Here is a 24,507-nt window from a genome sequence, read left to right as displayed (position 1 = left end):
CATGGCGGGGTGGCTGATCTGCTCTGGGATGACGTGAGTGCTGTCTTCGACCCGGACTCGATGGGGTCGCTGCCGGACGTGCGCGTCCCGGATGTCTCGGTGGAGGGCTGACAGGCGGTCCTCGATCTTGTCGCGGAGAAGGGCTGGAAGTGCCAGTACTCGGAGGGAGAGACGGTGCTTCCGGTGCCCCGGGCGGAGGTCGTGCTGTCCCGCCCGGTGGATGCCGAGTGTCCGAACCTGCTGGTCCGGCCGACTGCCGATGTGCTGGCGATCTTCCGTTTCCTTGACGACGAGGTTGTCGACTTCGACGTCGATCTGCGGGAGTTGCAGGGGCAGGAACGACTCGATGTGCTGTGCGGCTTTCTCAGGGAGATCGGACGGCGGTTGGGCAGACCAGTGCTGATGGAAGGGGAGGGTGCCTACGGCCATCCGATCCTCGGCTTCGATGTCGAGAGTGATCGGGTCGTCCTTCTCATGGAGCCGTAGGTGAGGCGGCTGAGCCCGGTGGCCGGGGTTCGTGGAAGGTGCCGTCGCGGAGCGTGGCGAAAAGGGCGGGCAACGGACCGGGCGCGGCCCGGCCGGCCTACCCCTGGGGGCACGCCGGCCGGGCCCACCGGTCAGCCGGTGACGCCGAGCACGGTCTCGCCGGAGCGGCCCGCCCCGGTCCCGGTCACCCGTACCGTCAGCGTCCGGTCGTGGCCGTGCGGGACGGGGACGAACGCGTGGGCGAAGCCGCCCGCCGTCGCGCGGCCGGAGCCCACGACCCGGCCGTCGAGCCGCACGGTGAAGCGCTCACGGGGCGACAGGCCCGCCGCGGTGACCGACGCGGTGCTGCCCGCGGCCGCCTCCCGGGGCATGGCGTCCACGACGAACACCGGCCGGGAACCCGAACCGCGCACCGGCTGGAGGTCCGCCGCGGCCACCGGCGGCACGATGATCCGCCGCACCGCCAGGGCCTGGAAGATCGGGCCCTGGACCTCGTAGTACGCGGTGGCCCACAACGGCCGCCCGGCGGGCACCGTGACGGTCCGCGAGACGGGCGCCCCCTCCTGCGCGCTGCGCGGGACGGGGATGCGCTCGTCGAGGAGGAGCGACGTGCCCGCGTAGATCTCCGGGCCCTCGCCGACCGTCAGGGCGAATCCCCCGCTGTACGCCGCGGGGCGGTTGGTCACCGTCATCTTCAGTGATGCGGTACCGCCTTGCTGCTTGGCCGAACCGCCACGCTGGAAGGTCGTGTAGAACGGCTCCACCATCGCGGGGCGGCCGGTGAGCCCGGCGCGGTCCTTGTTCCGGTAGGTGGCCACGGTCGTCCCGTCGATCACGAGGTCGAGGCGGTCCACTCCGGTCGTGTCGTAGGAGCGGGTGAACGTGGACTCCGGATCGGTCTGCAGGGTGGCGAGGACCAGGTCGCCGTTGGTCAGCTTGTAGCGCAGCGTCGGGAAGACCGGCACCTGCGCGTTGTTGGTGTAGTTCACCTGCGCGGTGTGGGCCGCGGAGCGGTCCTCGGTGATCGACGCGCTGCTCGCCTTCACGGCTTTCGGGGTCCACGTCAGGGACGTGCTCTGCCCGGGCCGGCCGTGGCCCGCGACCACGGCGAGCGTGGCGGTGAGCTTCTCCGGCCTGGTCTCGACCGGCTCGGACTTCCAGGCGTACCAGCCCAGTTCACCGGCGTCGACGGCGAGGGTCCGGCTCAGGTAGGTGCCGGACGCGCCGCGGACGGTGATGCGCACCGCGCCCTTGCCTCTGACGGCCGTGGTCATGGCGGCCAGCGGGTTGCCGTCGAAGGCGTGGGCGTCGGAGTGCTCGGAGTCGCCCAGGACGAGCGGGGCGACGGTGAAGGAGCCGCCCGCGCTCCGCTTGCCGTACCTGACCTCCAGGGTCTGCCTCCCGGTGGTGATGTCGGCCGGCAGGGTGACCAGGCGGCCCACACCGCCGTCGTCGGTGGTGCGGCCGCTCGCCAGCACCCGGTTGGTGCCCTTGACCCGGATCTGGAAGTCGACGGCCGGGGTCAGACCCTTCGCCACGACGACGGCGGACTGGCCGGGTACGGCGTAGGCGGGCTGCACGGCGACCGAGGGACGGGTGCCGGGCGAACCGCCGGGCGGGCCACCGCGCGGGTCACCGGTGACGGTCACGTAGGTGGTCCGTCCGGTGTCCCCGTAGGTGACGCGGCCGAGGTACACCGCTCCGGCCCGCAGGCCCTTCCAGGACAGCGTGACCGGCGTGGTGCCGCCCGCCCGGAGGGGCGCCGTGGCGGGCTGCGCGCTGAACGAGCCCTCGGCGCCCTTGTCGTTCAGCGAGAAGCTGGTCACCGTGAAGCCGAGAGGTCCGGACCCGGCGAAGAAGTCCACCTCGACCTCGTACAGACCGGGCTCGGGGTCCTCCAGGTCGAGCTGCTCGTCGGCGGAGTCGGTGGCGGCCCGCTCGACCAGCGCCGTGTCGCCGTACTGGTTGAGCCGGTACACCGACAGGTCGAGGTCGGCGGAGTCGTCGGCGGCGTCGAGCGCGAAGCGGGCGTGCCGCGTCCCGGCGGGCACCTCCACGACGTGGGTCCGCGCGGGACCGCCGACGGTCCCCGAGTCCTGGACCCGCAGGCCGCGGGAGAGCCCGGTGAGGTCCAGCGGCACGTCGCGGTCCTCACCGCCCTTGAGGGTCACGGTGGTCCGGCCGGTGCTGCCCGTGGCGGAGACCGCCGTGGGTGCCACCAGGGTCACCGGTCGTACGGCGAGCGCGCTGCGCACGCTCTGCCCACCGTCGCGCCAGGTCAGGTACCCCGTGGCGTACTCGCCCAGCGGGGCGGTGGTCCGGGTGAACGTCACCTTGAAGGTCCTGGACTGCCCCGCCGCGGTGAACGTCAGCGACCGAGGCTCGACGACGGTGTCCACGCCGGGGATCCGCACGGGGTCCGAGGTGAAGGTGCCGGGCCCGGTCGAGGTCACGGTGCGGGTCACGGTCTGCCGGCCGGCCAGCGAACCGACGCCGATCGACGCCAGGTTGAGGTCGGACGGCGCGGGGGCCGTGCGGTCGCCCTTCACCGCGGCGACGTACCGCTCCCAGTCGTCGGGACCGTTCAGGTACAGCAGCCCCGGTTGCAGGTAACGGGTCGCGTCCACCTGGCCGTTGCCCTGTGCGAACACGTCCTCCGACGCCTCTCCCGCCCCCGTCACGGTGGGCCGGGTGGTGGTCATCAGCGCGGACTTGATCTCGGCCGGGGTCGCCTGCGGATGCAGCCCCAGGTAGAGCGCGCCGAGACCGGCCACGTGCGGGGAGGCCATCGAGGTGCCCGACATGAAGGTGAAGCTCGGCCGCCCGCCCGCGGCGTTGGCGCCGTCGGCGAGGACGGCCACGCCCGGCGCCGCGAGGTCGGGCTTGATCAGGTCGCCGCCGTCGGCCTGGACCGGGCCGCGCGAGGAGAACCCGGCGATCTGCGGGACCGGCGCCGACTCCAGGTGGTGCGGGTTGCCGTCGACCAGGGTCGCCGTGGGCGCCTCGGAGGCGGCGTAGGAGAGCAGCGCGTCGTAGCCGTCCGCGTCGACGGCGATCGTCGGGACGGCGTGGGTGTCGAGGTCCGTCGAGTCCGGCGAGGGGTTCACCAGGACCATCCCGATGCCGCCCGCGCGCTTGACCTCGGCCGACTTGGCGGCCCGGTCGTACGTGCCGCGCTCGCACAGCACGATCGCGCCCTTGACCTTGGCGCCGTCCAGGTTGTCCGGGCCGCACAGCTGCGGCCGGACGGAGATGTCGGTGCCGGCGCCCGAGGCGGCAACCAGCCGGCCGGTCACCTTGCGGCCGTCCGCCGGGAGCGAGACGGACGCGCCCAGCACGTTCTGGCCGTCGCCGAGCTCCACCGTGGCCTCACGGGTGGGCATGGTGCTCGCCGCCGCGGTGGTGATCCACGGCGAGGCGTTGTCGACCGTGCTGTCGCCGGGGCCGGAGTTGCCGCCGGCCGTGGCGACGAAGATGCCGCCGGCGGCTGCGTTGCGGAACGCCTCGTCGACGACCGAGTCGGTGGTGAGGGCGCCGCCGGCCGAGCCGATCGAGTAGTTGATCACGTCGACGTTGTCGGCGACGGCCGCGTCGATCGCGGCGAGCAGGTCACCGGTGGCGCAGCCGTCGTCCGTGGTGTCCTTCGCGTCGGGACCGCTCCAGCAGGCCTTGTAGGCGGCCACCTTGGCGGCCGGCGCGACGCCGGAGACCTGTCCCATCGGCACGCCGCCGAGGTCGGCCTCGACACCGTTGGCACCCGCCGCCGTGCTGGCGGTGTGCGATCCGTGCGCCTCGCCGTCACGCGGCGAGAGGTACTCGCCGATGGAGGGGCCGCCGATGTGGGTGGCGCCGAAGTTGTCGACGAAGTAGCGCGCGGACACCAGCTTGGTGGAGCAGTCCGCGGCGGTGAACTGGACGCCCGCGGTGCAGGCACCGGTGAAGGTGCCGCCGTCCGCCTTGCGGTAGGTGACGGCGGAGCCGTCCAGGTACGGTTCCCGGCCCGGCGCGGTGCCCAGCGGCGCACCGGAGAACGAGGGGTTCTCCGGGGCGATGCCGGTGTCGATGACGCCGACCACCACGCCCTTGCCGGCGCCTTCGACGCCGCCGTTGCCGGCCCACACCCCGCTCTTGCCGCTCAGGCCCAGGTAGTCGGTGGAGTTGACGGCCAGCGGCTTGCGCAGGTCGTCCTTGACGACCGACACCACCGTGGGGTCGGCGCGCAGTTCGTCGACCTGCCGCGGCTGGAGCTCGGCCGTGAAGCCGTTGAGCGCCGCGGAGTACGACGAGATCACGCGGGCGCCCACCGCGCGGGCCGCGTCGTCCTGACGCGAGCGCAGGTAGGTGCGGTAGGCCTTCACGGGGGCCGAGCCGGCCTTCAGGCCCTCGCCGTCGCGGGGCGCCGTGCGGGCCTTGCCGGCCACACCGCCGGTGTAGGCCGCCGCGGCCGGTTCGCGCAGGGTGACGATGTACCGCCCGGCGGACGGCTGTTCGCCGGAGCCCGGGTCGTGCGCGCCGAACGGCGCCGGGACGGCGGGTGGGGTCGGGAGCGGGGCCGCGACGGCGGGCGCCGGGGCGGCGGCGCCGAGGACCGTCAGGCTGACGCCGGCGACGAGGGCCGCGAAGGATCGCGGTATCGCCGAGCGGCGCGCAGGAGGATGGGCAGGTGGTGCCACCAAGGCTCCTTCGTCAGGGGGTGGCCGGGGAGGTCCGGCCGAGTGACACGCCGTTCGGGCGTACACAAGTTCTAGCCGGGTGATCCTTTGGTGACCAACGTCCTCCGCTGCCGAAACCGGCCAGTGGCCAGAAAGGGCCACCGGTCGCGGTCAGATCCAGTTGCGGCGGGCCGCGGCGACGCCCGCGCCGAACCGGTTGGTGGCGCCGAGCTCGGTGAACAGCTCCTGGATCCTGCGGCGCAGCGTCCGCGGAGAGATGCCCAGCCGGCGGGCGATCGCCTCGTCCTTGACGCCGGCGGCGAAGAGCGCCAGCAGGTTCCGTTCCTCGTCGGTCGGCCTGTGGGACCGGTCCGTTCCGGGCGCAGGCGCCTCCGGCGGCGCTGCGGGCAGGGTGCCGGATCCGGGCTCGCCGGTCAACGGGGAGGCGACCGCCCAGTAGTTCTCGAAGAACTCTCCCAAGGTCGCCAGCAGCGGCGGGGATTCGGTGTACAGGTACTCCGCGCTTCCGACCGACAGGCTCAGCGACACCATCGCGGCCGAACGGTCGGCCATCGCCAGCTTGACCGGCAGCGCCGGTACGACCCTGGCCTCCTCCCCGCGCGACACGAGGCTGCCCAGTTCCTGCCATCCGCCGTCGGCCTCGAAACTGGCGGCGGCGTAGACCGCGCGCACCCGCACCCCGCGCCGCACCGCCGCCTCGTCCAGCGGCTCGTTCGGGGCGAGCAGGAACGGCGGGCGGTCCAGGGCGCACAGTTCGCTCCGCGCGGCCTGCTTGAGCCGGTAGTAGCGGTCCCCGACGGCCTCCAGGCCACTGATCACCGCGGTGCCGGGACCGCCGTCCCCGGCCCTCCTCGCCGCGTCGAAGAGCGCCCCGAGCGGGCCGGCCGCCTCGCGCACGGCGGCCAGCTGGCGCTCCCGCGACTCGACCAGCGCGCGCAGCGCGTGCCGCGGGTCCACGGTGAAGAACTCGCCCGAGGAGCGGCGGCTCATCAGCCCCGCGTGGTGCAGCCGTTCGAGGACCGCCAGTCCCTCGGCCGCCGGCACGCCCAGCGCGGACACCACGTCGTCGACGGTCGTGCTGTCGCGGGACAACAGGAGGCGGTAGGCCCGCTCCGCCACCGTGTCCACCCCGACCCACGCGAGCGGTGCGTCATTCTCCACCAGAGCATCCATTCCTGCCGTCCACATGGCCGACGCGATGGAACCAAGAACGGGCATCAACTTCAACGCGGCGGCCTGACGCACGGCTGCAGGGTTGCGAGGGTATGCGGACAGGGGAGAGCGGCGGTGAACGCGCGATGAAGAGTGTCCGGCCGGATTCGGCATCGTCCCGTGCGGGGGACGCCGCCCGCCAGCCGTGCGAGCGGTGACACCTCCCGGCGGCTTCGTCCCTCTGCCGTTCCGGCCGCTGGCGGCCCCGGCAGCCACCGGGTGCGAGGTCGCGTCGCCGCCCGGACCCGACATCGTCGCGGCCCCGGCTCCGGGCGCCCTTCCGGGGGCAGGACGAGGTGCCCGGGGGGCCGCCGAAACGGACGTCCGGGCCCCGCACCCGCGCCGCGCACCCCGCGTGGCGCGGTCTACTGCGGCCGGCGCGGGGGCGCGGAAGCGGACCGGGTGACATTCGTCGCACGGGCTCCGGTGGACAGCGGCGCCCCAATGTTGTTTATTCTTCAACCAGTGAAGCGCGGCCCGCCCTCACGGGCCGCGGGATCCCTTGGATCGTGCACCCCCAACGCGTGGGGCAGGTCCTCCTTGAAAGGAACCACCTTGTCGATCAAGCTTGCGATCGTCTACTACTCCTCCACCGGCACCATCACCGAGATCGCGAAGGAGATGGCCGAGACCGCGGAGAAGGCCGGCGCCGAGGTGCGCCTGCTCAAGGCCGCGGAGCTCGCCCCGCAGGCCGCGATCGACTCCAACCCCGCCTGGGCCGCCAACCACGCCGCCACCGCGGACATCCCCGTGGCCACCCCGGCCGACGTCGAGTGGGCGGACGCGGTCATCTTCGGCACCCCGACCCGCTTCGGCAACATGTCCTCGCAGCTCAAGCAGTTCATCGACACCCTCGGTGGCCTGTGGGCGCAGGGCAAGCTGGCCGACAAGGTGTACAGCGCCTTCGTCTCCACCGCCACCTCCCACGGCGGCCAGGAGTCGACCCTCCTCGCCCTGTACAACTCCATCCACCACTTCGGCGGCATCGTCGTGACCCCCGGTTACACCGACCCCTCCAAGTTCGTCGACGGCAACCCCTACGGCACCTCCCACGTGGACGCCCAGGGCAACAACCCCGTCAACGACACCACCCGCACCGCCGCCCGCATCCAGACCGAGCGTGTCATCAAGCTCACCGCCGCGCTGAACAGCGGCCTCGCGGGCTGATCCCATGCCGACGGCGCGCCCGCTCGACCGATGGGTCGCGGGTGCGCCGTCAGTTCACTCGGCGGCGTCTCCTCCTGTCGTGCCGGAGGCGCCGCCGACCCGTACCCGCGTCGTCGTCAGGCGCGGGAGCGGGTGAGATAGACCCACCCCAGCGGGTTCCACCGCAGGCGCCGCACCTCGACGCCGTCCATCTCGGCGTCGTCCTCGCGCGCCCGGCGGGAACGGGGGAGCGAGGCACGCGCCATCGCGATCGCCACCGCGTCCTCGGCGTCGGCGGCCTCTCCGACGACGAAGAACTGCCTGCCCACCGAGCCCCGGGAAGTGCGGAAGCGGAACCCCACGAACCACCGGTCGCGGCCCGTGCCGCCGGCGTGCTCGCGGACCTCGGCGGTCATGGGGTGACGGTTTCCGATGCCGGTCATGGTGGGGTTCCCCGCTCCTCGACTGATGGGCTCGACGTGACCCAACCGTGACATGGCCGACATTTTGCGAAAAGGGGATAAAAGCCTCCCCCTGGTGTCGGGAATATCCCCCGGGCCGAGGGCACCGCGGCTCCTGTCCGGCCGGTCAGCGGCCGTCCGAAGGCGCCCCGAGCGGTTGCTGGGCCCACACCGTCTTCCCCCGGGCGCGCCGGCGGACGCCCCACTGGTCCGCGATGCCCGCGACGATGAACAGCCCGCGCCCGTTCTCGTCGACGGTGCGCGCGTGCTGCACGTGCGGCGCGCCGGCCGCGCCGTCACTGACCTCGCAGGTCAGCATCTGCTCCAGGATCAGGCGCAGTTGGAGGGGCGGCGCGCCGTGGCGGACCGCGTTGCCGACCAGTTCGCTGACGATGAGCTCGGTGGTGAACGCCGTCTCCTCGGCCACACCCCAGGCCTCCAGCTGCCGTCGCGCCGCCGCGCGGGCGATCGGCGCGGCCTCGGCGCCCGCCGGCAGCGCGCGGGTCATCACCCGGTCCGCGGGCAGCGCGACCGTGCGGGCGAGCAGCATCACCGTCTCGTCGCTCGCACCCGAGGCGGTGAACGCGGACCCGATGGCGTCGCACACCTCCGGGAGGGACCGCGCCGCCGCGCCGTCCAGCAGGGGGCGCAGGGGAGCCGACGGTGCCAGGACCCGCTCCGCGAACGAGGTCGTCGCCATCGCCAGGGTGCTCCCCGCGGGCAGGCCGACGGTGGTCGCCGGGAAGGGGGCGTCGGCCGGTCCGCTGAGCAGGGGACCCGACGGGACGGCCAAAGTGGCCGGCGTGCCGTCCGGGAGGACCGCGACCGGCTCGGGCAGGCCGGCCCGGGCGATGGTGCAGGTGAGATCCACCGGGTCGTACACGGCGATGGCGCAGCCGATGTCCAGCGGCTCGCTGTCCAGTTGCGGCAGCGCGGCGGACGCCGCGGCGAGACGGGCGGCCGTCTCGCTCAGCCGGGCCAGCAGTTCGTCCGGCGGCAGGTCCAGGGCGGCGAGCGTGTGGAGGGCCGTCCGGACCAGGCCCATCGTGATGGCCGCGACGATCCCCCGGCCGGCCACGTCACCGACGACCAGCGCGGTCCGCGCGCCGGGCAGCGCGATCGCGTCGGACCAGGCCCCGCCGCCCTCCGGGCCGGCTTGGTGCAGCCGGGAGACCTCCACGGTGGGCCGTCCCGCAGGCTGCCCCGGGAGCAGCCTGCGCTGCAGGGTCGAGGCGATGATCCACTCACGCATGTACTGCCGGGCGTTCTCGATGCACAAGGCGGCGTGCGCGCACACGGCGGAGGCGACCCTGAGGTCGTCCTCGTCGAAGGGCTCGCGTTCCTGCTCGCGGTAGAAGCTGACCACGCCCAGCGCATGGTCGCGCAGCGTCAGCGGGGCCACGATCAGGGAGTGGGCGCCGCTGCCCAGGATGGCGTCCGCCCGGGCCGGGTCGGCGGCCAGCCACGGGGCGTGCTCGTCGATCGGCACCAGGCGCGCCCTGGCGTCGGCAAGGACGTCCGCGAACGGGGTGCCGGGCGGCAGGGGACGCACCTCGCCCACCGGGTACGCCGACAGGCGGCCCCGGAACGCGGCCCGCCGCAGTGGAACGTCCTGGTGGACGGGCACCTTCGGTGGTTCCTCCCCGCGGACGACGTCGTCGACCATCTCGACGACCGCCGTGTCGGCGAGGGCGGGCACGACCGCGTCCACCAGCTCCCGGGAGACCAGCCCCACGTTGGGCACCTGCCCCACCCGGGCGCGGACCCGCTCCATGAGGTCCAGGCGGTCCCGCGCCTTCTCCCGGTCGGTGACGTCCACCGCGGAGGTCACCAGTCCGAGCGTGTCTCCCCCGGAGTCCTCCAGGCGGAAGTAGCAGACGGAGCGGCTGCGGTACCCGCGCCGCTCCGGCGTCCCGGGGCCGTGGACGATCCGGTCCAGGACCGGCTCCCCGCTCTCCAGGACCCGCCGTGCCACCTCGGCCTCCTCCTCGGGGCGGTCGAGGTCGTACACCTCGGTGAAGTGCCGCCCCAGCGGACTGCCGGCGCGCGCGCCACGCGCCGTGCCGAAGGCGGCGCTCATGCGGACCACACGCAACCGGCGGTCGAGGACGAGCAGTTCCACGGGAGTGCGGGCGAAGACGGTCCTGAGGACCGCCACGTCCTGCCGCGACAGCTCCGGGTCACCCGTCGCGCACACCCGCCACAGCACCGAGGCGCCGCGCAGCACCGGCTCGACCCGTACCGACACCCCGCCCGGCGGTCCCGCGTGCGGGTGTCCGGCGTCCATGGCGGTCGCGCGCAGGAGCGCGCCCAGGGACCGGCCGACGGCCTCCTCGGCCGGGCGCCCGAACAGCTCCTCGGCCGGACGCCCCCATTCGACCACCCGGCCGTCCTCGTCGACGAGAAGCAGCACGTCACCGCTGGGCATGGACCACGCACCTCCGGCTCCATGCCTGCCCGCGCGGTGCCCGCGGCAGGCCCGTCCGAGTACCGGCTCCGCCGATCGGCGCAGCCCTCCCGGGCGCTCCCCGTACGCGCGAGCACCCGGAAGGGCCGGCCGCCCGGGCCCGGCCGCGGTGTACGGCGATCGTCCGCTCGGCGGTCATGCCGTTGACGGCCACGCGCGGCACCGCGGTGCCGGTGCGCAGCGCCTTGAGCGCACCGGTGGCGGGGTCGTAGGCGACGACGGGCGCCGGGCCACCGGGACGGTAAGGGTGCCGTCCTGGCTGATCGTGGCCGAGGCGTGGCCCGCGCCGCCGACGGTGAGCGTGGCCGGGGCGACGATGTCCACCGCGTTGGTGCGGGCGTGCACCTCGGCGCGCAGCCAGGTCCCGGAGTCGCCGGAGAGGACTCGAACGGGTCGGCGACCCGGGCCGTGGCGCGGGTCGACGCGCGGCATCCTCCAGCCGGTGAAGCCGCCGTTGTCCCGACTGGGGCTGTGGTCGCCGTCCAGTTGACGTGCCGTCGGTGTCGCGTTGCCGTGAAACGGTGGTGATCCGGGATGCGCAGTGTGAACATCCGTCACCGCCGCCTCTGTGAGCAGCGGCGGCGTCCGCGAGGCGCCGGCCACGCCGTGCCCGGGGCCGGCGGGCGGGGTGAGGGGCGCGTGAACGCGTTGCGGGCGCCCGCGGTCACATCGCCCCTGGGGTGCCTGGCGCGGGGGCGTCACAGCCGGTGGGGTCATCCCGGTCTTCTCCACGGGTGAGCGCGTGGAGGGAGGCAAGTGCTTGACTAGTCAAGGATAGCCTGACGGCCCCGGCGGGGCGTGCAGGGAGTCCGCGCGTCACCGCCTTGACAGGTTACGTATCGCTGGGCCATGCTCGTCACCAGTCAAAGCGGTGACGAGATGCGGAACTGCTCGCAGAACTGGGAGAACGTGATGGAACTGAAGCTCGAGGTTGTGGTGCTGCCCGTGTCCGACGTGGACCGGGCGAAGGACTTCTACGCGGCGCTGGGCTTCCGGCTGGACGTCGACTACGTCGGCGACGACGGATTCCGCGTCGTCCACTTCACACCGGACGGGTCCGGGGCCTCGATCCTCTTCGGCGACGGCGTCACCACGGCCGCCCCGGGCTCCGTGCAGGGCCTCCACCTGATCGTCGAGGACATCGTGGCGGCCCGCGCCGAGCTGGCGGCCCGAGGCGTCGGCATCAGCGAGGTCTTCCACGACGCGGGCGGCGTCTTCCACCACGCCGGCGAGACCGCCCGGGTCGCCGGTCCGCACCCCAAGCGCGCCAGCTACGGCTCCTTCGCGACGTTCACCGACCCCGACGGCAACGGCTGGGCGCTCCAGGAGGTCACGGACCGCCTGCCGGGACGCTGACCCCTCCCTCCCCGACGACCCACCCTCCCCCGAGCCCCCGCGGTGCCGCGGATCCCCCCTCCGCGGCACCGCGGGCCCCTGATCGGGTCCCCTCCGGCCACCTTTGGAAGCAGGTTATGCAGACCGACGGAATGACGGGTCAAGCGATGAGCGGTACTTCCCGGGAATACGACGTCGTCGTCATCGGCGGCGGACCGGTCGGCGAGAACGTCGCCGACCGGACGAGCGCCGCCGGACTGGCCACGGTGCTGGTGGAGGGCGAACTGCTCGGCGGCGAGTGCTCGTTCTGGGCGTGCGAACCCAGCAAGGCGCTGCTGCGGCCCGTGGTGGCACGGGCCGACGCCCGCCGGATACCCGGCCTGCGGGGCGCGGTCGGCGGACCGCTGGACCTGGCCGAGGTCCTCGCCCACCGCGACCGGCTCTCCGCGCACTGGAAGGACGACGACCAGGTGGAGTGGCTGGACTCCGTCTCCGTCGACCTGGTGCGCGGCCACGGCCGCCTGGACGGCCCCCGCCAGGTGGTGGTGGACACGCCGGACGGCGGGACGGTCCGGCTCACCGCGCGGCACGCCGTCGTCGTCGCCACCGGGACCACGACACGGCTCCCCGGCCTGCCGGGCCTCGCCGAGGTCCGTCCGTGGACCAATCGCGAGGCGACGAGCGCCCGCGAGGCGCCGGGCCGCCTGGTGGTGGTCGGGGGCGGCGTCGTAGCCGTCGAGATGGCCACCGCATGGCAGGCGCTCGGCTCCGAGGTGACCATGCTGGTGCGGGGGAGCGGCGGACTGCTGCCCCGCATGGAGCCGTTCGCCGGCGAGATGGTCGCCGGCGCCCTGCGCGAGGCCGGTGTGGACCTACGGCTCGGCGCCTCGGTGACCGCCGTGGCCCGCGACGACGGCCCGGACGGTCCCGTACGCGTCACGCTGGCGGACGGCGGGACGGTGGTCGCCGACGAGATCCTCTTCGCGACCGGCCGCGCCCCCCGCACCGCGGACCTCGGCCTGGAGACGGTCGGCCTGACCCCCGGCGACTGGCTGACCGTGGACGACACCTTCCTGGTGACGGCCGTCGCCGGCGGCTGGCTGTACGCGGCGGGCGACGTCAACCACCGCGCCCTGATGACGCACCAGGGCAAGTACCAGGCCCGCATCGCGGGTGCGGTGATCGGGGCGCGGGCCAAGGGCGAGCCCGTCGACGACCGCAGATGGGGCGCACACGTCGCGACCGCCGACACCGAGGCCGTGCCGCAGGTCGTCTTCACCGACCCGGAGGTGGCCTCCGTCGGCCTGACGACCCGTGAGGCGGAAGCCGCGGGACGGCGTGTGGACGTCGTGGACTACGACTTGGGGCGCCTCGCCGGCGCCGTGCAGTACGTCGAGGACTACCGGGGCAGGGCCCGCGTCCTGATCGACCCGGACCGCGGCACGGTGGTCGGCGTCACCTTCGTCGGCCCGGGGGTGCAGGAACTGCTCTACTCGGCCACCGTCGCCGTCGCCGGCGAGATCCCGGTCGACCGGCTGTGGCACGCCGTCCCCGCATTCCCGACGATCAGCGAGGTCTGGCTGCGCGTGCTGGAGACCTACCGGGACATGCGGAAGGCCTGACGCCACGGCGAACGCCGAGGACCCGCCTCCCCTCGGGAGAGGCGGGTCCCGACGGCGTGAGGTCAGCGGTGGTGGCGGCCGACGGCACGGAGCACCGCGCCGGCCACGGCTCCTCGCCCCTGGCGTTGGGGTGCGCGGGCGCCGCGGCGCTCGCGGGGGCGAGGGACTCGATCCAGCGCGTACCCGCCGGGTGTCGGCGTACGCGCGCCGGCTTGGCGGGCCTGGGTGGGCAGCACGGCCCGCCCCGCCGGAGTACGCAAGTTGCTGCCGCTGTGCGCCGAGCGCGGGATGGCCGCCGGGGTTTACCAGTCCGGGCTGCTCGCGGACCCGCGGCCCGGCGCGCCCCACGGGTACACCGCCGTGCCCGCGGAACTGGCCGCGCGGGTGGCCGCATGGCGGCAGGTGTGCCGGAGGTACGACGTGCCGTTGCTCGCGGCGGCCGTGCGCTTCCCGCTGGGGCCCCGCGGTCGCGAGCGTGGTCGTCGGTGCCCGCTCCCCTGAGGAGGTCGCGCAGAGCGTCGCTTACTTCGACCACCCGGTGCCGGAGGAGTTCTGGCACGCGGTCAAGGCCGCCGGGCTGCTCGCGGAGCACGCGCCCACGCCGTGACCGGGGCGCCGCGGACGCGGCCCGTCCGGCTCACCGGAGCCGGAAGACGGGCCGCGAACGGTGGCGGGTCAGACGTCGGAGTCGGCGCCCTCGGCCTGCTCCTCGGGGACGAGCAGCACCGCGATGCGGCTGGCGTGGGCGACGGCGTCGCTGACGCGGGGGTTGAAGAAGGCCGCGACCGAGCCGCGGTGATGGGGGCTGAGGACCAGGAGGTCCGCCTTGAACTGCTCCGCTGCGGCGGAGATCGCGCCGGCGACCTCCTGCGTGGTCACGTCGCGGACGACCTCACCGTCGGCCTCCTCGACACCCAGGCCGCGGAGCGTGGCGACGGCCGCGTCGACGACGGCGCCGGCGTCGGAGTCCTCTTCCAGGTTCATGACGGTGTCGAAGGCGACCGCCGAGGCGAGCACGTGCACGACGTGCACCGCGGCGCCGGTCAGCCGGGCCATGTCCCCGGCCGTGCGCAGGGCGGGCTGGGCGAAGGGGCTCGAGTCGACGGCAACCAGAATGCGCTGGTACATGGATACCTTTTCTCTTCTTGCGGGCTGAACAGGGTTCGCGGACTCAGTAGAGGCCCGCGCCGGTGGAGCTTTCCTGACCAGCGCTGATGTGCGGCGTGAATATTCCGTTCACAGTGTGCGCCGACCATGGACGCCCTCCGAGGCCCGGGGGGTGTGCCCTCGGGCCTCGTCCCTGGCGTACCCTTCGCCCCGTCAGCCGGGCAGCTTCGCCGCGAGCACCTCGACCGGGGTGATGACGGGCGGTGCGGCGAACACTTCGTCGCCGAGCGCCTCGATGCGCTGACGCACCTTGCCCCGAAGGTGCGTCTCGCGGTCCTCCTCGGTCTCGAAGGCGTCGAAGATGCGGAAGGAGGAAGGCCCCAGGCGGAAGCCGAACCAGGTGAGCGTCCCCGGCTCCGCGTCCACCAGCGTCTTGGCGTCGACGAGGAAGCGGGCGACGTCCTCCTCCCGCCCCGGTCGGGCCTCGAACTCCACGAAGAATCCGTACGCGGGCATGGCGGTGCTCCCGGTCGCCGGTGGGACGGCCCCTCGGGGCCGCTGGTGAGGGCGACGCTACCCGGCCGTCGCGGCGTGTTCCGCGAAGCCGGTTCGGTGTTTCGGCCCGTTGCACGAGTCTCGGGCCTGCCGGACCGGGCGGGTGCCCGGCTACGCTCGAGTCGTGAAGAGCGAGCCTCACGACACGTCCGGCCCCGGCCGGCGCCGGCCGGTCCGGCGGCCGCACTCACCGCGTGGCTGACGGTGATCGGGCTGATGGTGATGGGCGTCCTCGCCCTGCTCCTCTGGCCCTTCGGCCTGCTGCCCGACGTGAGCCTGCTGCCGGTCGGGACCGCGCTGATCGCAGGTGGCGGTGTCGTCGGCTCGGACCGTGAGCGTCCTCGCCGGTGGGTCCCGGCCGCCGCGGCCGGCATCTGCGTCGTGGCGGCGACGGCAACGCTCGGCGCCACCGTGGCCCGGCTGGTGTCGCCACCCGCCGCGGACCTCGGTCCGCACGTCGGCATCATCCTGGGATTCCCGCCCGCCGCGGCCGTGTTCACCTGGGTGGGCAACCTGGGGAACCCGCCCGCCCCGCCCGCCGCGGCGGGGCCGGACGCCTGACGGAACCCGTTGCCGGGGCGGCACGTCACATCGGCGGGGTCCGAGGGGGCCCGCTGCCCGGGGAGGCGTCATGAGACCGTTCGTGCTGGTGGGAGTCGTCTGCCTGGTGTTGGGATCCGCCGGCTGCGGGTCGCTGACGGGTTCCGGCACGGACGGCAGCGCCGGGGCCGCCGCACGCATGCGGAAGGTCGCCGAGGCCTGGGAGGGCTCGGAGGCGGCGCGATCCTGGCGCGAGGGCTTCTACCCGCTGGAGGACGTCGTCCGCCTGCCGGACAACGCGTTCCGCACCGACACCGACAAACTGGCCTATCTCGCACGGAACTTCGAGCACCGCGGACCGCTGCCCCGCACCGAGCGGGAGGGCCGCATCCGCTGGGCGGACGGCACGTCGAGCCCCGTCACGCCGATGACGGCGCGGGAGACGTACGACCTGATCGACGACGGCCCGCAGGGCCGCGCGGACCCGTTGACCGTCACGAAGGCCACCTTCGGCGAGATGACCCTGCTCACCAGCCGCGGCCGGGCCCGCGTCCCCGCCTGGCACTTCACGCTCGAGGGATACGACACCCCGCTGGTGCGCGCCGCGGTCGACCCCGCGCGGCTGCCGCGCTCGCCGATCGCCGCCCTTTCCGAGGCCACCGACGACGGGGTGCGGCTGTACGGGCTGCGGAAGGTCGCCGGGGACGGCCGGAGCGTCACCGTCCTTGCGGGGCACGGCGGCTGTGACGACGGTCCGGCCGTGGAGGTGCTGGAGACCCGTGACAGCGTGGTGCTCCGCGGCACGGTCCCCGGCAGGGACGACGGCCTGTGCACGAAGGAGCTGCTCATCGAGCCGGTGACGGTCCGTCTGGACCGGCCGCTCGGCGGACGGCTCCTGCTCGACTCCTTCACCGGCGCGCCCATGGCGCTCGCCGGGCGGTAGACCTTCCGCCGCCCCCCGCGGTCACCCCGGTACGACAAAGGCCGCCGCGCCCCGAGGGGTGCGGCGGCCGTCGCGTAGTGGCGGTGCGGCGTCAGGCGGCGCTCCTGCGCCGTACGAAGACGATGATCACGGCGCCCAGCCCGAGGGCCAGCAGCGCGGAGCCGCCGAGGAGCAGCGCGCCGCCGGCGCCGGTGAAGGCGAGGCCGCCGCCGGAGTCACCGCCGGAGGACGAGGTGGCGTCGCTGCCGGACGTACCGGTGGAGCCCGCGGTGTCGTCGCCGGAGGCCGTGGGGTGCGGGGTGGCCGACGGTTCGCCGGAGGACCCCTGCGATCCGTCGCCGCCGCCGGTGGCGTTCAGGACGATCCAGGCGGTGTTGTTGGACTGGTTGGGCTCCACCGGGTTGTCCCACGTCGGCAGGGCGACCTTGCCCTTGGCGTTCTTCACCACCTTGTCGATGCGCAGCTCGAACGGGAAGCTCAGCTTCGTGTTCTCCAGCAGCGGGGTCCCCACCCAGCACAGGTAGCCCTTGACGCCCTCCTCGATGGTGGTGAGGTTGCAGTGCTCGGGGCTCTTGGTCACCTTCGCGCCCTCGGGGACGGCGACCGAGAAGGCGATCGACTCACCGCCGCTGCGCAGCGCGCTCAGCCAGGCCGGTCCGTCGTTGCGGAAGCCGATCTCCGCCTTGACCGTGTCGCCGGCCTTGCCCTGGGCGGAGGCGCCGGTCAGCACCAGGTCGTACGTGTTGGTGGTGGGCAGGTCGAGATCGGAGTAGCGGGCGTAGTCACCCGCGGAGGCGCCGGGAAGCTCCTCGAGGGTCAGCGGCGCCCCGGTGCCCGGCGTGTAGCCGTCGTTCTCCAGCAGCGCCTCGGCCTTCTTCGCGCCGACCGCGGAGAAGCCGTAGGCGAAGCCGTCCCTGAGGGCGAACGCGGCCGTCTTGACCTTCAGCGGTTCGGACAGGGTGTAGGCGGTGCCAGCCTTGTACGTGCCGGGGAAGGTGCAGATCGCGTCGGTGCCCTGGTACAGCAGCGACCCCTCGGTGGTGTGCTTGTAGGCGCAGTTGCCGTAGCTGTCGGGGAAGCTCAGCCCGCGCGAGCCGTGGAAGTGCAGCACGGTGCCGTCGGCCGCCATGCCGCCGACGTTGCGGAAGCCGACCGGTGCCTCGTACGTGTCGCCGGCAGCGAAGCCCTTGGGCTCGGACAGCTTGCGGCCCCGCAGTTCCGGGCCGCCGACCAGCACGTCGATGGTGAGGGGCGCGAAGTCGACGCCCTCGCCCTCGCCGGTCACCTTGATGGTGCCGAAGTCCCCGGCGGCGCTGTCGGCGTCGATGTCGAGGCGGATGCCGCCGATGCGGTTGTAGGCCTCCCCGGCGTTGATCTCGTTGCGGTCGCAGACGGCGGTCAGGCCGGTCGCGTCGCAGGGAAGTTTCACGGCGGCGACGCCCTTGAGGCCGCTGGCGTCGATCTTGATCGTGTACGGGCCCTGGTGGACGACCGGGACCACCCCGTCGTCGCCGGGCTCGTCACTGCCGGGCGCGGCGAGACGCAGTACGACCTGCGGCTGGCTCGGATCGTCGTCGTCGTCACTCTGGAGCGAGAGATCCACGTGGTTCTCGCCGGTGATCGCCACCGGCAGCGGGGCCCCGTCCTCGGCGAAGGCGGTGGAGGCGGGGCCGAAACCGGCGGCCAGGGCGGTGGCCGCCAGGAGTCCGATCGCTGCCCGGAAGACGGATCTGCGGACGGGACGTCTCATCAACGTGTCCTTGTCGGATGTCGGAGTCTGGGGGGTGCGCCGTCCTGGGCACACGCCTGTCAGACCTGCCGGACACCCTCGGCGTTGTACACAGGAAGATCACAGAGGCATCACAGTTGGGGCTGCTGTGCCCCCAGGGATCCCTTTACGTCGGCACCAAAGGCAAATAAGCCGGTCAAATGCATGTTTTACGGCTTCCGGCCGGCGGAATAGTTGCCTCGGCATACGGGGTTGCACTCCCTGTACACCGCACGCACGACCGTCACCACGGTCCTACCTCTGCCCGGAGGCCTCGTCCCATGGCGCTCACGACAACCGATCTGCCCGCCCGGAGACCCGGTGGGGCGGTCGTCCCGGTACTCGCCTTCGTGGGCATCGTTGTCGCGGTCATGCAGACTTTGCTCGTCCCGGTCATCAAGGACCTGCCGCAGTTGCTGGACACCGCGCCGAGCAACGCGACCTGGGTGCTGACCTCCACCCTGCTCGCGGGCGCCGTGGCCACCCCGATCATGGGCCGCCTCGGCGACCTCTACGGCAAGCGCCGCATGCTCATCGGCAGCCTCTCGGTCATGGTCGTCGGCGCCGTGATCAGTGCCGTCACCAGCGAGCTGCTCACCATGATCGTGGGCCGTACGCTGCAGGGCTTCGCCATGGGCGCCATCCCGCTCGGTATCGGGCTCATGCGCGACATGCTGCCGCGTGAGCGTCTCGGATCGGCGATGGCCCTGATGAGCTCCTCGATCGGCGTCGGCGGTGGCCTCGCGCTGCCCGGGGCGGCGCTGATCGCCCAGCACGCGAACTGGCACGCGCTCTTCTACGCCGCGGCCGGCCTCGGGGTGCTCGCCATCGTGCTCGCCCTGGCCGTCGTGCCGGAGTCCACGATGCGCGCCAAGGGCACCTTCGACCTGCCCGGCGCGCTCGGCCTCTCGGCCGGACTGATCCTGTTCCTGCTGCCGATCACCAAGGGCAGCGACTGGGGATGGTCGTCCGGCACCACCCTCGGGCTGTTCGGCGCCTCCGCCGTCGTCCTGCTGCTGTGGGGCGTGATGGAGCTGCGGGTCAAGGCCCCGCTGGTCGATCTGCGCACCACCGCCCGCCGCGAGGTGCTGCTCACCAACCTCGCCTCGATCATGGTCGGGGTCAGCTTCTATGTCGTGTCCCTCGTCCTGCCGCAGCTTCTGCAACTGCCCACCGCCACCGGTGCCGGACTCGGCCAGTCCATGGTCGTCGCCGGTCTGGCCGTCGCCCCGCTCGGCCTGACCATGATGTTCACCGCCCCGGTCTACGCCCGCCTGTCCGCCCGCTTCGGCCCGAAGACCACGCTGATCATCGGCCTGCTGGTGATCGGCGCCGGGTACGGCGGCGGCATCGGGCTGATGGACGCCGTCTGGCAGACGATCCTCACCTCGGTGATCCTCGGTGCCGGCATCGGCCTGGCGTACTCCTCGCTGCCCGCGCTCATCGTCGGGGCGGTGCCGGCCTCCGAGACGGGCGCGGCCAACGGCCTCAACACCCTGATGCGGTCCGTCGGCACCTCGGTGTCCAGCGCGGTGATCGGCATGGTGCTGGCCAACAGCGCGGTGGAGGTGAACGGCGTCGCCGTCCCGACCATGCACGGCTTCCGCCTCTCGTTCCTCATCGCCACCGGCGCCGTCCTCGTCGGCCTCCTGCTCGCCTTCGGCCTGCCCGGCCGGCGGACCGGGCTGCGGCTGCGGGCCGGCAGCGAGGAGCAGGCCGCCCCGGCGCCCGCGGAGCAGGTCCTGAGCGGCTTCCGCGGCCGGGTCGTGGGATCCGGGGGCGCTCCGGTAGCCCGCGCCAAGGTCACCCTCATCGACCGCCGCGGCCGGCAGGCGGGCGCGACGCTGTCCGCGGAGGACGGCAGCTACGCGCTCGCCGTCCCGGCCGCGGGCCCGTACGTGCTCGCCGCCCTCGCGACGGGGCACGGCCCCCTCGCCTCGGCGGCCACGCACGCCGGGGACGAGCGGCTGGTCGACCTCGACCTCGCGCTGCCCGGGGAGACCGTCCCGGCGTGACTGCCGCGTGCCCCCCCGGCCCGCCGTGGCGCGGGCCGGGGGGCACCGGGATCAGTTCCTGCCCGTCAGGCGTGATCCGGCGGGGGTCCGCCGGTACAGCACCGTCCGCCCCGACCGGGCACGGGTCACGAGCCCGGCCCGGTGCAGCACGCCCAGGTGGTACGAGACCGTCGCCGCACTGAGGAAGTGGCGCGCCGCGAGCTGCGTGGTGGACGCCGGCCGCGCCAGCGCCCCGAGGAGCCCCGCCCGGGTGGGACCGAGCAGCCCGGCCAGCTCGGCCGACGGGGGCGCCGGTGCGACGGGCCGGTCCCGCACGGGATAGGCCACCATCGGCGGCCGCCGTCCGCCGGGCACCGGGTCCACGACCACCGCCGGCTCGGTCGCCACCAGCGACGGCAACACGATCACCAGGGGAACGGGGATCGCCACCGTGAAGCGGCTGTCGACGCGCAGCGTGCCGCCGGCCCACCTGATCCCCGGGTGCAGCGAGTTGAACAGCCCCGCGGCGCCCTGCCGGGCCAGCACCCCCGCGCACCGGTCGACCTCGGCGTCGAGCGCGGCCTTCGCGTCGGGCCAGTGCGGGGCGAAGGCGAGCTCCCAGTACCGCCGCAACTCCTCCGCGGCCTGCCGGGCGACGTGTCCGCCGCCCCGCGTCATCGCACGCCGCACCCCGGGCGGCAGCTCCGCTCCGGCCAGCCCGTTGCGGGGGCGGCCGTTGCGCAACGTCTCCAGCTCGTCGAGGACGCGGCCGGGCGGCGTGGCACGGACCCGGTCCAGTTCCTCCTCGACGGTGGGCGAGGGGCCGGACGGATGCGGACTGAGGAAGTCCGGCAGGTAACCGCCGCCGTCCAGGGCCAGTTCGGACAGCAGCGGCAGCCGCGCGCGGCGCAGCACACGGCGGGCGCGGGTCACCCACGGATCGGCCTCCGGATCCCGGCGCAGGCCCCAGGGCAGCAAGGTCGCGGCGACCTCGTGCAACGGCGAGACCACGAAGCGGGAGCGTGCCAGCCCGGCGGCGTCCACGGTGAGTTCGATCATCCTTCTGCCCGCCGTCCTTGCCCCGGGTTGCTTTCGAACGTACTCGAATCGTGGCACGGACTCTCGCTGTGGCGAGCCCTGTTGGCGCAGTCTGATGGCCGACGGACGACAGGGGCTCGAAGGACACCGGAAGACGGGGGTGCGTGCGATGCGGGCGCTGCGCAGGGCCGGAAGGGCACGGGGGACGCGGAGGTCCGGAGCACGCGCGGCGGTGGCGCTGGCCGCCGCCGGTCTGCTGATGGTGTCGGGCACCTGTACGTCGTCGGCCCAGGACCGGGGCGCCGCGGGGCCGTCCGGGGGGAGCGGGGGGCTCTCCGGCACCGCGGCGTGCCCCGGCCTGGAGGGCTTCAGCTGCGCCACGCTGACGGTTCCGCTCGACCACGGCGGCACGGTGCGGGGCCGGCTGGGCCTGAAGGTCGCCATGGCGGACAACGCGAACGCTCCCAAGGGCGTCCTGCTCTTCCTCACGGGCGGCCCCGGGCAGCCGGGCGTGCCCTTCGTGGAACGGATCGCCAAGGCCATGGGGCCGGTGCTCGAGGACTACCGCCTCGTCATGATCGACCAGCGCGGCACCGGCGGCAACGCCCTTCAGTGCCCCGAACTGCAGGCGCAGATGGGGTCGTCCGACCTCACACCGCCCACCGCGGGCGCGGTACGCGACTGCGCCGCTGCCATCGGTCCCGACCGCCGCTTCTACAGCACCGGCGACACGGTCGCCGACCTGGAACTGCTCCGCCGCGCACTGGGCGTGCGGAAACTGACCCTCGACGGGGTCTCGTACGGCACGTACACCGCCGAGCGGTACGCCCTGGCCCACCCCGGGCGCGTGGCCCGGTTGGTGCTGGACTCGGTGGTGCCGCAGACGGGTTACGACCCGATGGACCTCGCCGCCATGCGGGCCGCGCCGCGCGTGCTGACGGACGCGTGCGAGAGCATCGGCTGCACCACGGATCCGGCGGCCGACCTCGCCGAGGTCGTGGACACCTACGACAACGGCGTCGACGTGCTGGACGCCCTGACCACCTGGGGGTTCGTCGACGCGGACTACGCGGAGATGATCGACGCCCTCCACCAGGCCGCCGAGGGGGACCCCGGACTGCTGGGCGGCCTCATCCAGGGCGTGCGGCAGGGCAGCGCAGCGAGCGCGGAGGAGCTCAGCCAGGGACTCCACGCGTCGACGCTGTGCCTCGACGGCCGCTACCCCTGGGGCCGGTCGGACGCCCCGCTCGCCGGCCGCCGTGCCGCACTGGAGAAGGCGGGCGCCGAACTCACCCCGGCCGACCACGGCCCCTTCGACGCCGCCACGGCGACCGGACTCGGCTCCATGCTCAGCTGCCTCGACTGGCCCCGCACCCCAGCCCCGCCCCTGCCCGCCGCGCACCGCCGCCTCCCCGGTGTCCCGGTGCTGCTGCTCGGCGGCGACCGGGACCTGTCGACACCCGTGGAATGGCTGTACGACCAGAAGAAGCTGACCCCGGGGGCCCGGGTCGTCGTGGTCGCCGGCGCCGCCCACTCCGTCCAGAGCCGCGCTGCGAGCGACGAGGGCCGCCGGGCGGTCCACGACTTCCTGCTCGGACGCTGAAGGCCGCGCGGGCCGTCCCCGGCGCCGTGTCCGGAGATCCGGATGCGGCGCCGGGGCCGTTCGCGGCCCCAGCGGCCCGTGACCGAGCCGCGAGGCCGCGCGCGGGCCTCTTCTACGGGATCGGCGTGCCGGGCTTCCTCGCGGTCGCCGTCCGTCTCGCCGTCCGTCTCGCCGTTCGCAGGGTCGCGCGCCGGTTCGGAGAGCCGTGGACCGTCCGGCTGACGGAGGCGACCTGCACGCTGCGCACGGCCGCCTCCCAGGCGGAGGTCGGCCGGGACGACTACCGCTACGCGCGGGAGCGCGCGGGTTTCTGGTACCTGCGCCAGGTCGGCGGGGCTTGCGGGTTCTTCCCGAAGCGCGTCTTCGACAAGGCCCAGCAGGCGGCCGTGGCCGCCTTCTTCGCCCGGCGGCGGCTGCCGCCGGTGAAGCGGCCCTGGTACCGGCCCTTCTCCTGACCGAGGGCGCTGCGGGGGCCGGCACGTGCCACCGGCCCCTTGCGACGCTCAGGCGCGGGCGAGGAGTTCGAGGGTGTCGACGACGCGGTTGGAGAAGCCCCACTCGTTGTCGTACCAGGCCACGACCTTGATGTGGCGGCCCTCGACGCGGGTGAGGGCGGCGTCGAAGATCGACGAGGCCGGGTGGCCGGTGATGTCGCTGGAGACCAGCGGCTCGGTGGCGTAGTCGAGGACGCCCTTCAGCTTGCCCTCTGCGGCGGCGCGGTAGGCGTCCAGCACCTGCTCGAGGGTCACGTCGCGGGAGACCGTGGTGTTGAGCTCCACGATCGAGCCCACCGGTACGGGCACGCGGATCGAGTCGCCCGAGAGCTTGCCGTCGAGGTTCGGCAGCACCTTGCCGATGGCCTTGGCGGCCCCGGTGGTGGTGGGGACGATGTTCACGCCGGCGGCACGGGCGCGGCGCATGTCGCGGTGCGGGCCGTCCTGGAGGTTCTGCTCCTGGGTGTAGGCGTGCACCGTGGTCATGAAGCCGTGCTCGATGCCGGCCAGGTCGTCCAGCACGGACGCGAGGGGGGCCAGGGCGTTCGTGGTGCACGAGGCGTTCGACACGATGACGTGCCGGGCCGGGTCGTACTCGTCGGTGTTGACGCCGTACGCGAGGGTGACGTCCGCACCGTCGGAGGGGGCGCTCACCAGGACCCGCCTGGCACCGGCGTCCAGGTGCGCGCGGGCGGCCTCCGCGGAGGTGAAGCGGCCGGTGGACTCCAGCACGACGTCGACGCCCAGTTCGGCCCACGGCAGCTTGGCCGGCTCGCGCTCGGCGAGCACCTTGATCCGGCGGCCGTCGACGACCAGGTCGGAGCCGTCCACCTCTACGGTGCGGCCCAGCCGGCCGAGGGAACTGTCGAACTTGAGCAGGTGCGCCAGGGACTCGGGCGCGGTGAGGTCGTTGACGGCGACCACTTCCAGGTCGCTGTCGCGCTCGACGAGGGCGCGGAGGGTGTTGCGTCCGATGCGGCCGAATCCGTTGACGGCGATGCGGGTCATGGGGGGTTCCTTTCGTTGCCGTCTCCATGCTCCGCGGCGGGGCGCCGCTGCGGCA

General features: G+C 73.7%; 18 protein-coding genes and 1 pseudogene. 10 read left to right on the top strand and 9 right to left on the bottom strand.

Features of this window, described 5'->3' with window-relative positions; all coding sequences use genetic code 11:
* The first annotated feature begins 9 nt into the window (after nucleotides 1–9).
* Nucleotides 10–486, top strand: a pseudogene (locus B085_RS42910) (hypothetical protein).
* Between the two features lie 131 nt (nucleotides 487–617).
* Here the strand turns inward: B085_RS42910 and B085_RS45700 are convergent.
* Both B085_RS45700 and B085_RS0118840 read right to left on the bottom strand, forming a co-directional pair.
* Nucleotides 618–5,159: a S8 family serine peptidase gene (locus B085_RS45700; protein WP_018560130.1), complete on the bottom strand. Its 4,542-nt coding sequence runs from the start codon at nucleotides 5,157–5,159 to the stop codon at nucleotides 618–620.
* A gap of 150 nt (nucleotides 5,160–5,309) precedes the next feature.
* A complete protein-coding gene (locus B085_RS0118840; protein ID WP_018560129.1) occupies nucleotides 5,310–6,320 on the bottom strand; it encodes a helix-turn-helix transcriptional regulator in 1,011 nt (336 codons plus the stop codon).
* Between the two features lie 606 nt (nucleotides 6,321–6,926).
* Between B085_RS0118840 and wrbA the strand changes: the two genes are divergently transcribed.
* Nucleotides 6,927–7,538, top strand: a complete 612-nt coding sequence (gene wrbA, locus B085_RS0118835) for an NAD(P)H:quinone oxidoreductase (protein ID WP_018560128.1) — start codon at nucleotides 6,927–6,929, stop codon at nucleotides 7,536–7,538.
* A gap of 116 nt (nucleotides 7,539–7,654) precedes the next feature.
* On the opposite strand, the gene B085_RS42900 is transcribed toward wrbA, so the two are convergent.
* Both B085_RS42900 and B085_RS0118825 read right to left on the bottom strand, forming a co-directional pair.
* A complete protein-coding gene (locus B085_RS42900; RefSeq protein WP_018560127.1) occupies nucleotides 7,655–7,960 on the bottom strand; it encodes a hypothetical protein in 306 nt (101 codons plus the stop codon).
* 145 nt (nucleotides 7,961–8,105) lie between these two features.
* Entirely contained in the window at nucleotides 8,106–10,406 is a 2,301-nt protein-coding gene (locus B085_RS0118825; RefSeq protein ID WP_018560126.1) for a SpoIIE family protein phosphatase, read from the bottom strand.
* A 951-nt stretch (nucleotides 10,407–11,357) separates the two neighbouring features.
* Here B085_RS0118825 and B085_RS0118820 point away from each other — a divergent pair.
* The 3 genes from B085_RS0118820 (at nucleotide 11,358) to B085_RS51465 (ending at nucleotide 14,009) form a co-directional block, all read left to right on the top strand.
* Nucleotides 11,358–11,801, top strand: coding sequence for a VOC family protein (locus B085_RS0118820; RefSeq protein WP_026251197.1), 444 nt, complete (start codon nucleotides 11,358–11,360; stop codon nucleotides 11,799–11,801).
* 146 nt (nucleotides 11,802–11,947) lie between these two features.
* Nucleotides 11,948–13,402 carry a dihydrolipoyl dehydrogenase family protein gene (locus B085_RS0118815; protein ID WP_018560124.1) on the top strand — a complete coding sequence of 485 codons (1,455 nt, stop codon included), beginning with the start codon at nucleotides 11,948–11,950 and terminating at the stop codon, nucleotides 13,400–13,402.
* Nucleotides 13,403–13,877: 475 nt separating this feature from the next.
* Entirely contained in the window at nucleotides 13,878–14,009 is a 132-nt protein-coding gene (locus B085_RS51465) for a hypothetical protein (RefSeq protein WP_018560123.1), read from the top strand.
* A gap of 68 nt (nucleotides 14,010–14,077) precedes the next feature.
* On the opposite strand, the gene B085_RS0118800 is transcribed toward B085_RS51465, so the two are convergent.
* Both B085_RS0118800 and B085_RS0118795 read right to left on the bottom strand, forming a co-directional pair.
* Nucleotides 14,078–14,530, bottom strand: coding sequence for a universal stress protein (locus tag B085_RS0118800; protein WP_018560122.1), 453 nt, complete (start codon nucleotides 14,528–14,530; stop codon nucleotides 14,078–14,080).
* 192 nt (nucleotides 14,531–14,722) lie between these two features.
* Nucleotides 14,723–15,025 (bottom strand): putative quinol monooxygenase, encoded by a 303-nt coding sequence (locus tag B085_RS0118795; protein ID WP_018560121.1) that lies wholly within the window; start codon nucleotides 15,023–15,025, stop codon nucleotides 14,723–14,725.
* A gap of 255 nt (nucleotides 15,026–15,280) precedes the next feature.
* On the opposite strand from B085_RS0118795, the gene B085_RS42890 reads away from it, so the two are divergent.
* Both B085_RS42890 and B085_RS0118785 read left to right on the top strand, forming a co-directional pair.
* On the top strand, nucleotides 15,281–15,625 hold the full coding sequence (locus tag B085_RS42890) for a hypothetical protein (protein WP_018560120.1): 345 nt from the start codon (nucleotides 15,281–15,283) through the stop codon (nucleotides 15,623–15,625).
* Between the two features lie 70 nt (nucleotides 15,626–15,695).
* Complete coding sequence (locus B085_RS0118785) at nucleotides 15,696–16,547, top strand: hypothetical protein (RefSeq protein WP_018560119.1); 852 nt, start codon at nucleotides 15,696–15,698, stop codon at nucleotides 16,545–16,547.
* Nucleotides 16,548–16,638: 91 nt separating this feature from the next.
* Here B085_RS0118785 and B085_RS0118780 read toward each other — a convergent pair whose 3' ends face one another.
* A complete protein-coding gene (locus B085_RS0118780; RefSeq protein ID WP_018560118.1) occupies nucleotides 16,639–18,297 on the bottom strand; it encodes a hypothetical protein in 1,659 nt (552 codons plus the stop codon).
* A 179-nt stretch (nucleotides 18,298–18,476) separates the two neighbouring features.
* Here B085_RS0118780 and B085_RS0118775 point away from each other — a divergent pair, with 179 nt between their 5' ends.
* Nucleotides 18,477–20,330 carry an MFS transporter gene (locus B085_RS0118775; RefSeq protein WP_158689765.1) on the top strand — a complete coding sequence of 618 codons (1,854 nt, stop codon included), beginning with the start codon at nucleotides 18,477–18,479 and terminating at the stop codon, nucleotides 20,328–20,330.
* Between the two features lie 51 nt (nucleotides 20,331–20,381).
* Here B085_RS0118775 and B085_RS0118770 read toward each other — a convergent pair whose 3' ends face one another.
* Nucleotides 20,382–21,368, bottom strand: coding sequence for an ArsR/SmtB family transcription factor (locus B085_RS0118770; RefSeq protein ID WP_018560116.1), 987 nt, complete (start codon nucleotides 21,366–21,368; stop codon nucleotides 20,382–20,384).
* A gap of 211 nt (nucleotides 21,369–21,579) precedes the next feature.
* Between B085_RS0118770 and B085_RS0118765 the strand changes: the two genes are divergently transcribed.
* Together B085_RS0118765 and B085_RS0118760 are read left to right on the top strand one after the other, a co-directional pair.
* The gene (locus B085_RS0118765; RefSeq protein WP_018560115.1) at nucleotides 21,580–22,950 is read left to right on the top strand and encodes an alpha/beta fold hydrolase; all 1,371 of its coding nucleotides are present in this window, start codon (nucleotides 21,580–21,582) and stop codon (nucleotides 22,948–22,950) included.
* Between the two features lie 125 nt (nucleotides 22,951–23,075).
* On the top strand, nucleotides 23,076–23,405 hold the full coding sequence (locus tag B085_RS0118760; RefSeq protein WP_018560114.1) for a hypothetical protein: 330 nt from the start codon (nucleotides 23,076–23,078) through the stop codon (nucleotides 23,403–23,405).
* Between the two features lie 48 nt (nucleotides 23,406–23,453).
* Here the strand turns inward: B085_RS0118760 and gap are convergent, their stop codons facing one another.
* Nucleotides 23,454–24,452: a type I glyceraldehyde-3-phosphate dehydrogenase gene (gap, locus tag B085_RS0118755; protein ID WP_018560113.1), complete on the bottom strand. Its 999-nt coding sequence runs from the start codon at nucleotides 24,450–24,452 to the stop codon at nucleotides 23,454–23,456.
* Nucleotides 24,453–24,507: the final 55 nt, after the last annotated feature.

This window comes from Streptomyces sp. BoleA5 (assembly GCF_000373665.1).
GTDB lineage: Bacteria > Actinomycetota > Actinomycetes > Streptomycetales > Streptomycetaceae > Actinacidiphila.
The sequence above is the reverse complement of the archived record's forward strand: the minus strand, read 5'-3'. Positions and strand labels throughout refer to the sequence as shown.